This window comes from Mesorhizobium sp. M7A.F.Ca.AU.001.01.1.1, assembly GCF_004022735.1.
GTDB classification, from domain to species: Bacteria; Pseudomonadota; Alphaproteobacteria; order Rhizobiales; family Rhizobiaceae; genus Mesorhizobium; species Mesorhizobium ciceri.
Genome location: NZ_RZPF01000319.1, coordinates 1 through 6,945, shown reverse-complemented (window position 1 = coordinate 6,945; position 6,945 = coordinate 1). Strand labels below are relative to the sequence as shown.

The window sequence follows — 6,945 nt, the reverse complement described above, 5'->3', positions numbered from 1 at the left end:
GTTTCCTGCCATGCGCGACCTCTTCGTGGCGGCGGCACGCAGCGGCAAACATTGCGTGTTGTCGGCCACCATCTCGCGCGGCTGCCCTGGCGAGCCGGACGATCCGATCTGCCGCTCCGATGCGTTTGGCGGGCCCGTCGGTCCACTCGGCCCCCGCAAGGACGCGGCCATCGCGGCGGTGCGCAATGCTGCTGCCACCGGCCAGCCGGCGGCGGCGCAGTTCTCGCTCTATGTGATGGGCACAGACGACCACATGGACGAGATCTACGGCTGCATAGACTTTCTCAAGCAGTCCGGCGTCTATGAGCGCTCCAAACATTTCTGCACGAAACTGCGCGGTGATGCCGGTGCGATCTTTTCGGCGCTGGACGAGGCTTTCTGCCGTTTCGGACCAGGCGCTGGCCACGTAACCCTCGACGTCACGGTCTCGGCCAACAGCCCGTCGGCCGTCTGAAGCCGCGCCGCTCTCGCGGCCGTCAAAGGTTATCTCCCGTGGTCTCATCATCAGTCGCTTCGCGCCCGATCGCGAGCTTTCTCGTCAAGGCAATGCCGGCCATGATCTCGGCCGGTTTGCTCCTGCTGGCGTGGGAGCTTTATGCCACCTATTCCGGCATCAGGGCCACGATACTGCCGGCGCCGTCACGCGTCTTCGAGCAAGCGATGCTCAATCGCGAGGCGCTGGCCGACAATGCCGTTCCGACCATCCGTGCCACGCTTCTTGGCTTTGCCTGTTCGCTCAGCGCCGCCTTCGTGCTGTCGATGCTGGTCGACTTCTTCCAGCCGCTGCGGCGTGCGTTGTTTCCCGTCTTCATCGTCAGCCAGACCTTGCCGCTGGTGGCGGTCGCGCCGCTGGTGGTGCTGTGGTTCGGCTTCGGGCTGGCGCCCAAGATCATGCTGGTGGCGCTGGTCACCTTTTTTCCGATGCTGGTTGCATTGGTCGAAGGCTATGAGGCGACCGAGGCCGAGATCGGGCAAATGCTGCGCGCCATGGGGGCAGGGCGCTGGCGCATCTTCCTGCTGGCGCGGCTGCCTTCGGCGCTGCCTTACTTCTTTGCCGGGTTGAGGATCTCCATCACCTATGCGGTGGTCGGCGCCATCTTCGCTGAATATGCCGGTGCCGCGAAGGGTCTGGGCATCTACATGCTCAACGCCAAAAACAATTTCCGTCCTGATCTGGTTCTTGCCGCCGTCGGTGTCAGCGCGGCGCTGACCCTTGTCCTGTTCGGGTTGACCGTGTTGCTGCAGCGCCTTGCCATGCCCTGGGAGCGAGCCGACAGGGAAACTGCCGGGAAGGGGGCCTGGCGATGAGCCGGCTCGAACTGCGGCATGTGCACAAGGCGTTCGGTGGGCTCGACGTGCTGGCCGATATTTCGCTCAGCGTCGGCGCTGGTGAGTTCGTCTCGATCCTTGGACCCTCGGGTGCCGGCAAGTCGACGCTGTTCCAGCTTCTGACCGGCGCCGAGCATGGCGAGGGCGAGATGTTGTTCGACGGCGCGCGGCTCGACGACCACGGCAGGCACTTCGCCTTCATGCCGCAGCGCGACGCGCTGATGCCATGGCGGCGCATCCTCGACAACACGACGCTCGGGCTCGAAGTGCAAGGTATGAGGAGACAGGCGGCGCGGGCGCGCGTTGCGCCGTTGTTTGCCGAATTCGGGCTTGCCGGCTTCGAGCGGCATTTTCCCGCGCAGCTGTCCGGCGGCATGCGCCAGCGCGCGGCCTTGCTGCGCACCGTGGTGCAGGAGCGCGACATGCTCCTGCTCGACGAGCCGTTCGGCGCGCTCGATGCGCTGACCCGCACCGCCATGCAGCGCTGGCTCGAACAGATGTGGCGGCATCATCGCTGGACGGCGCTCTTGATCACCCATGACGTGCGCGAAGCCGTGTTCCTGTCCGACCGCATCTATGTGCTGTCGGCGCGCCCGGCCCGCATCGTGCGTGAAATCAGGGTGCCGTTGCCGCGCCCGCGCAGCCTTGGCGGCGATGCCGCGCGCCAGGCAAGCGCGCTCGAGGCCGAAATCCTCGACATCATCCTCAACCCCAATCCATCCAAAGGACACGATCATGACTGACTTGACGCGCCGGCAGGCCTTGTTGCTGACCCTTGCCACCGGCCTTCCCTTGATTGCCGGGACGGGTCGGGCTCGAGCACAATCGGCGGCACAAAAGGTCACCGTCGCCCTCGACTGGACGGTCAATACCAACCACATCGGACTGTTCGTCGCCCGCGACAAAGGGTTTTATCGCGAAGCCGGGCTCGAGGTCGACATCCTGCCCTACAGCGATACCGGTGCGGGCACGCTGGTCGCAAACCGCGTCGCCGATTTCGGCATCAACGGCACCATCAGCCTGTTCACCCAGAGAACCGCCGGGGCGGATCTGAAGGGCGTCTATGCGGTGGTGCAATCCGAAACAGGCCGCGTGGTCTTCAATGCGGCACGCAACGAGATCAAAAGCCCAAGAAGCCTCGACGGCTTGATCTATGGCGGCTTCGGCAGTGCCTGGGAAAACGCGCTGATATCGACCATCATTCGCCACGACGGCGGCAAGGGCAATTTCGAGACGGTGACGCTCGGCACCTCAGCCTATGAGGCGCTGGCCAATGGGTCGGTCGATTTCACGCTCGAAGTCTCGACCTGGGAGGGTGTCGAAGCCGAACTCAGGGGCGTCAAGCAGCGCAGCTTCGTCTATGCCGATTATGGCGTGCCTGATGAGCACACGACGCTGATCTCTTCGAGCGAAGCCTATCTCCAGGCCAATCCCAAGCCTGCGGCCGACTTCGTTCAGGCGACGCGACGCGGCTACCAGTTCGCTGTCGACCACCCCGACGATGCGGCAACCCTGCTGATCGCTGCAAACAAGGATGCCTTGACCAATCCGGCGCTGATCCACGCCTCGCTGAAGGCATTGATCGACGGCCATTATCTACGCAGCCAAAGCGGGGCCATCGGGACGATGGATCCGGCCAAGATGGAAGCGATTGGCGACTATCTCTTCGCCTCCGGCATTTTGCGCGATTCCGACGGCAAGCTGGTTGCTCGACGTCCGGATTTCGGGAGCTATTTCCGCAACGACTATCTGAGCTAGTCTGGCAAAACCAAATGACATGGGTCGCCAGTCTTTCTTGGCGACCGCGTGGAGCAGGTCGTCTGGAAGTGGCGCCCTGGCTCCCCGACAGCCAGTTTAATACCGATCTGATCTTGTTGATTAACTGCCCGGCAATGGTTGCGTGCAAAGGTCGCCCTGAGGGATCATTGGGGTGTCTGCATTGCTCATATCAAAAAGCGAGGCGCTTTCGCACGTCAGTGACGGCAGGATTCTGTCCGCAGCCCGAAAGCGTGAGATCCTGGTGGATTTGCGGGAAGGTTTCTTTCGGATCTGCGCGCTGGCCTTCGCGGGCATGTTCGTCTACCGCGGCGTGTATCACCTGATGCTCGACCCGACGCGCATCAATGTGGCGCTGGTGGCAATTTCCGAGATCCTGACCTTTACCTGGCTGCTTCTGTCGCGTCGGCCGAAGGTTCGCGACTGGAACCCGCTCACGGTGGTTGTCTCCGTGATCGCCAGCTTCGGTGTCGGTTTCATCGACCTGGAGCCGGGCGTGGCCATCATCCCGGTCCATGTTGCGGCGCCGCTGCAGGCCCTGGCGTTGGGGTTCGTAATCTGGGGAAAGATATCGCTGGGGCGTTCTTTCGCCATTCTGCCGGGCAATCGCGGCGTGATGACAGGCGGTGCCTACCGTCTGGTGCGGCATCCGATCTATGCCGGCTATCTTGCCGGCCATCTCTTGTTCCTGCTGTCGGCCTTTTCCTTCTACAATCTAGCCGTCTACGCGGTGATCACCTTCTTCCAGGTGCACCGCATCCTGCGTGAAGAGGCGCTGCTGGCCGTCACGCCGGAGTATCGGGACTATATGAAGCGCGTCCACTACAGGCTGTTCTACGGCGTCGTTTGACAGGCGCCCCGGCGCGCAGAATCGTTCGGTCTGCAACCACACTGGCAACGTTCGATCGTCAATAGACCTGCGCATTGTTTGTGCAAGCTAATATTGCGACTTTTACTGGCGTTTATTTCAGAAATTTTGAGATATATATACCACACTTCAATTTCAGTATTCTCTCTCTGTGAAGCTGAAACTCACTACCTCGCGTAATTGCTTCTGCAATCGGCTTCTCGCCATCTCCGGCCGATCGGAAAGCCCGCCACGCTGGTGGGCTTTCTGCGGTCCACAGGCGTGCCGGAATTAAATTCTGGTTGCCGTCACCAGGATGGCCGTTTCTGTTGCTGGCGTGACTTCTTCCGCGCGATGCCCGCCACAATCGCGGAACGGTAGGCCTTTGGAGCGCTCGTCTTTTGAACATCGCAGCTGCGAGGTTCAATCCTACGGCGCCGGCTCCTATGGCGGCGGCGGCCTTGGGCTCGTGCTGCTCATCGTCATCGTGCTTGTCGTACTCGGGTGCATCTAGCCGGGTTATCGCCAACTGATCGCAATCTCGTGAGCGCCCCAATGTCGGCGTGCACCGGATTGTGATGCAGGCAAGCCGGCTTGTGATCCTGCACTCTGCAAAACTTTCGTATGGTCATTGCGGTCCACACCCCCCCGTGGAAACAAGAGGAGAGGGTCCCACCCCTTGTCCTCCTCCAAGGCCCGCTCCGGTTCACCGTAGCGGGCTTTTGCTTGCTGGCGAGGCAAAACCGGCTCGCATCAAACCCTATGGGCGAGGCGTTCAGATGCTGGCGCCAGTCGACTACTCCATGTCAGGCACGTCACCGCTGACGAAGAGCGTGTTCGGCGGACCATATTCGCCCAGCGTCGGATCGGCCTCACGGCTCCAGGCGATGACGCCGGAATGCTTTGCCGTCAGAGCCCTGGCGGTGCGTATGGCGCGATCCTCGCTCTGCTGGTCGGCGGGTCCAAAGGCTGGGAACAACTCGCCATCCTCACCGCGATCGAACGCGACCACGACGATCAGCCTGGGATTTTTCTGGCCACTGGAATCGGACATCTTGCACCTTTGGCGCAGAACCTATCACATTGCTCGGGGTTGAAGGCCGCGAATCGATGAATGCCGACTTTGGGGAGTGGCATCGTGCAAGATCAGCGTTTCGATGAGCCGGTCAGGATTGCGCTCGGCCGATCGCGAAACTCGATCTTCAACGTGGAGCGGGTCGCTCAGGCTGCCGACATCCTGCTGAACCGCTGGCCGGTTGCGACCGGGCAAAAGCATATGGTTGCCCGCAAGGCCTGTCTGGCCGTGCTCGAGGGAAAGAAAGAAGTCTCGGCGGCAAGAGCGGCGTTCATCAACGCCGCTATCGAGGCGGACATCCTCGTCGAACCGCGTGAGGTGTCGATCCCGTAGCCTGTCCCTGGTGAAATTGAATCAGGATCTGGCTCCATCCCCTTGATGTATGCCCCTTTTTGGCGATCGCCGACCGGCTTTTCAGGGCTATTGACCTGCCTCTCGGCACGCCCTGCACGGTTATCCCGCACATTTCGCTGCCTGTTGGTCAGTCTTCGGCATCTGTTGACATAGCATCCGGGCCTCGGTATTGAACAGGATTATACAGGTTCATTGAACAGGTACCCTTATGAAGCGGCGCGCGGTTCAACTGTCTCCCGGCACGGGCAAGCCCGAGCAGATCGCCACCGTCCTCGAACATGAGATCCGTTCCGGCGTCCTCGGTTTCGGCGACCGCCTTCAAAGCGAGAACGAACTCGTCCAGCGCTTCTCCGTTAGCCGCAATACGGTCCGCAAAGGCCTCGAGGAACTGTCCAGCCGCGGGCTGATCACGACCAAGGTTGGTATCGGCTCGTTCGTCACCTTCGACGGCAAGCCGGTCGACGACTCGATCGGCTGGTCGCGCGCGCTGGCCGATGCCGGCGCCAATGCCGAGACGCGGACGCTGCGGCTGGAGGTCATCGAAGACCCCGATCTGGCTGCGCTGCTTGGCATCGAAAGCCCGTTCTTCATCGCCGTCGACCGGGTGCGCACCAACGCCAGCGACGGCCATGCGATCTCCATCGAGCGCAGCCGGTTGCCATTGTCCTCCGAGCTCGAGGACGTACCGTTGCGCGGATTGCGCGAGGGCTCGCTGCACCAGACGCTGCGCGTCGCCGGCCTCATTCCCGACCATGGCGAGGAATGGGTCGAGATCGAGATGCTCAATGCCGAGGATGCGGCCATCCTCGGCTGCCCGCAAGGCACGCCTTTCCTGCGTGGCCGCCGGCTGACGCGCGCCGCCGACGACCGGCCGATCGAGTACGTCACCAGCCTGCTCAATCCGGCGCATTTTGCGCTGCATATGAGGTTCTGAGCGATGTCGGATGCGACCAGCAAGGCTATTGACCGCGCCATGGGGGCGCTTGTCGGCGGAGCGCTGGGCGATGCGCTCGGCATGCCGACGCAGCTTTTGTCGCCGGTTCGCATTGCCGAACTCTACGGCCATGTTGAGGATTTCATCGAGCCTTTCCCGGATCATCCGGTGTCGAAGGGATTGGCCGCCGGCACCATCACCGACGATACCGAGCAGGCGTTGCTGCTCGGCCGCATCCTGGTCGAATCCGGCGACCGTTTCGACCACGCGCGCTGGGTCAATGCGCTGCTCGACTGGGAACGCGAGGTTAAGGCGCGTGGCAGCTATGACCTTTTGGGGCCATCGACCAAACGCGCCATCGACGCCATCAACAATGGTATGCCGGCTGAGGAAGCGGGGCGCAGCGGCGACACCAATGGTGCGGCGATGCGTATCGCGCCGGTCGGCATCATGATGCCGCTCGAACCGTTGGAAGGATTCGTCGGCAAGGTGGCTGAGACCTGCCGGGCCACGCACAACACCTCGATTGCCATCGCCTCCGCCGCTGCCGTTGCGGCAGCCGTCAGCCGCGGCGTCGCCGGCGGTGGCTGGCGCGACGCTTCCGCCAGCGCGGTCGCGGCGGCGAGGCGA

At 62.5% G+C, this 6,945-nt stretch carries 10 protein-coding genes; 9 read left to right on the top strand and 1 reads right to left on the bottom strand.

Annotation, left to right across the window (positions count from 1 at the left end):
* The 6 genes from EN884_RS19640 to EN884_RS19615 all read left to right on the top strand — a co-directional run.
* On the top strand, window positions 1-454 hold a 454-nt coding region (locus EN884_RS19640; RefSeq protein ID WP_128360691.1), incomplete at its 5' end, for a YkoF family thiamine/hydroxymethylpyrimidine-binding protein.
* Window positions 455-546: 92 nt separating this feature from the next.
* Entirely contained in the window at window positions 547-1,308 is a 762-nt protein-coding gene (locus EN884_RS19635; RefSeq protein WP_244514357.1) for an ABC transporter permease, read from the top strand.
* On the top strand, window positions 1,305-2,072 hold the full coding sequence (locus tag EN884_RS19630) for an ABC transporter ATP-binding protein (protein ID WP_063168554.1): 768 nt from the start codon (window positions 1,305-1,307) through the stop codon (window positions 2,070-2,072). The genes EN884_RS19635 and EN884_RS19630 overlap by 4 nt, the downstream gene beginning before the upstream one ends.
* Window positions 2,065-3,087: an ABC transporter substrate-binding protein gene (locus tag EN884_RS19625; RefSeq protein ID WP_063168553.1), complete on the top strand. Its 1,023-nt coding sequence runs from the start codon at window positions 2,065-2,067 to the stop codon at window positions 3,085-3,087. The genes EN884_RS19630 and EN884_RS19625 overlap by 8 nt, the downstream gene beginning before the upstream one ends.
* A 172-nt stretch (window positions 3,088-3,259) precedes the next feature.
* Window positions 3,260-3,955 (top strand): isoprenylcysteine carboxylmethyltransferase family protein, encoded by a 696-nt coding sequence (locus EN884_RS19620; RefSeq protein ID WP_024501580.1) that lies wholly within the window; start codon window positions 3,260-3,262, stop codon window positions 3,953-3,955.
* A 313-nt stretch (window positions 3,956-4,268) separates the two neighbouring features.
* Window positions 4,269-4,466: a DUF3309 family protein gene (locus EN884_RS19615; RefSeq protein ID WP_082826496.1), complete on the top strand. Its 198-nt coding sequence runs from the start codon at window positions 4,269-4,271 to the stop codon at window positions 4,464-4,466.
* Between the two features lie 282 nt (window positions 4,467-4,748).
* Here the strand turns inward: EN884_RS19615 and EN884_RS19610 are convergent, their stop codons facing one another.
* Window positions 4,749-5,006: a hypothetical protein gene (locus EN884_RS19610; protein ID WP_013530800.1), complete on the bottom strand. Its 258-nt coding sequence runs from the start codon at window positions 5,004-5,006 to the stop codon at window positions 4,749-4,751.
* 84 nt (window positions 5,007-5,090) lie between these two features.
* On the opposite strand from EN884_RS19610, the gene EN884_RS19605 reads away from it, so the two are divergent.
* From EN884_RS19605 to EN884_RS19595, 3 genes are all read left to right on the top strand, one after another.
* Complete coding sequence (locus tag EN884_RS19605; protein WP_013530801.1) at window positions 5,091-5,360, top strand: DUF982 domain-containing protein; 270 nt, start codon at window positions 5,091-5,093, stop codon at window positions 5,358-5,360.
* A gap of 229 nt (window positions 5,361-5,589) precedes the next feature.
* Window positions 5,590-6,315, top strand: coding sequence for a GntR family transcriptional regulator (locus tag EN884_RS19600; RefSeq protein ID WP_013530802.1), 726 nt, complete (start codon window positions 5,590-5,592; stop codon window positions 6,313-6,315).
* A gap of 3 nt (window positions 6,316-6,318) precedes the next feature.
* Window positions 6,319-6,945 (top strand): ADP-ribosylglycohydrolase family protein (locus tag EN884_RS19595; RefSeq protein ID WP_206617611.1); only part of this gene is annotated, 627 nt, incomplete at its 3' end.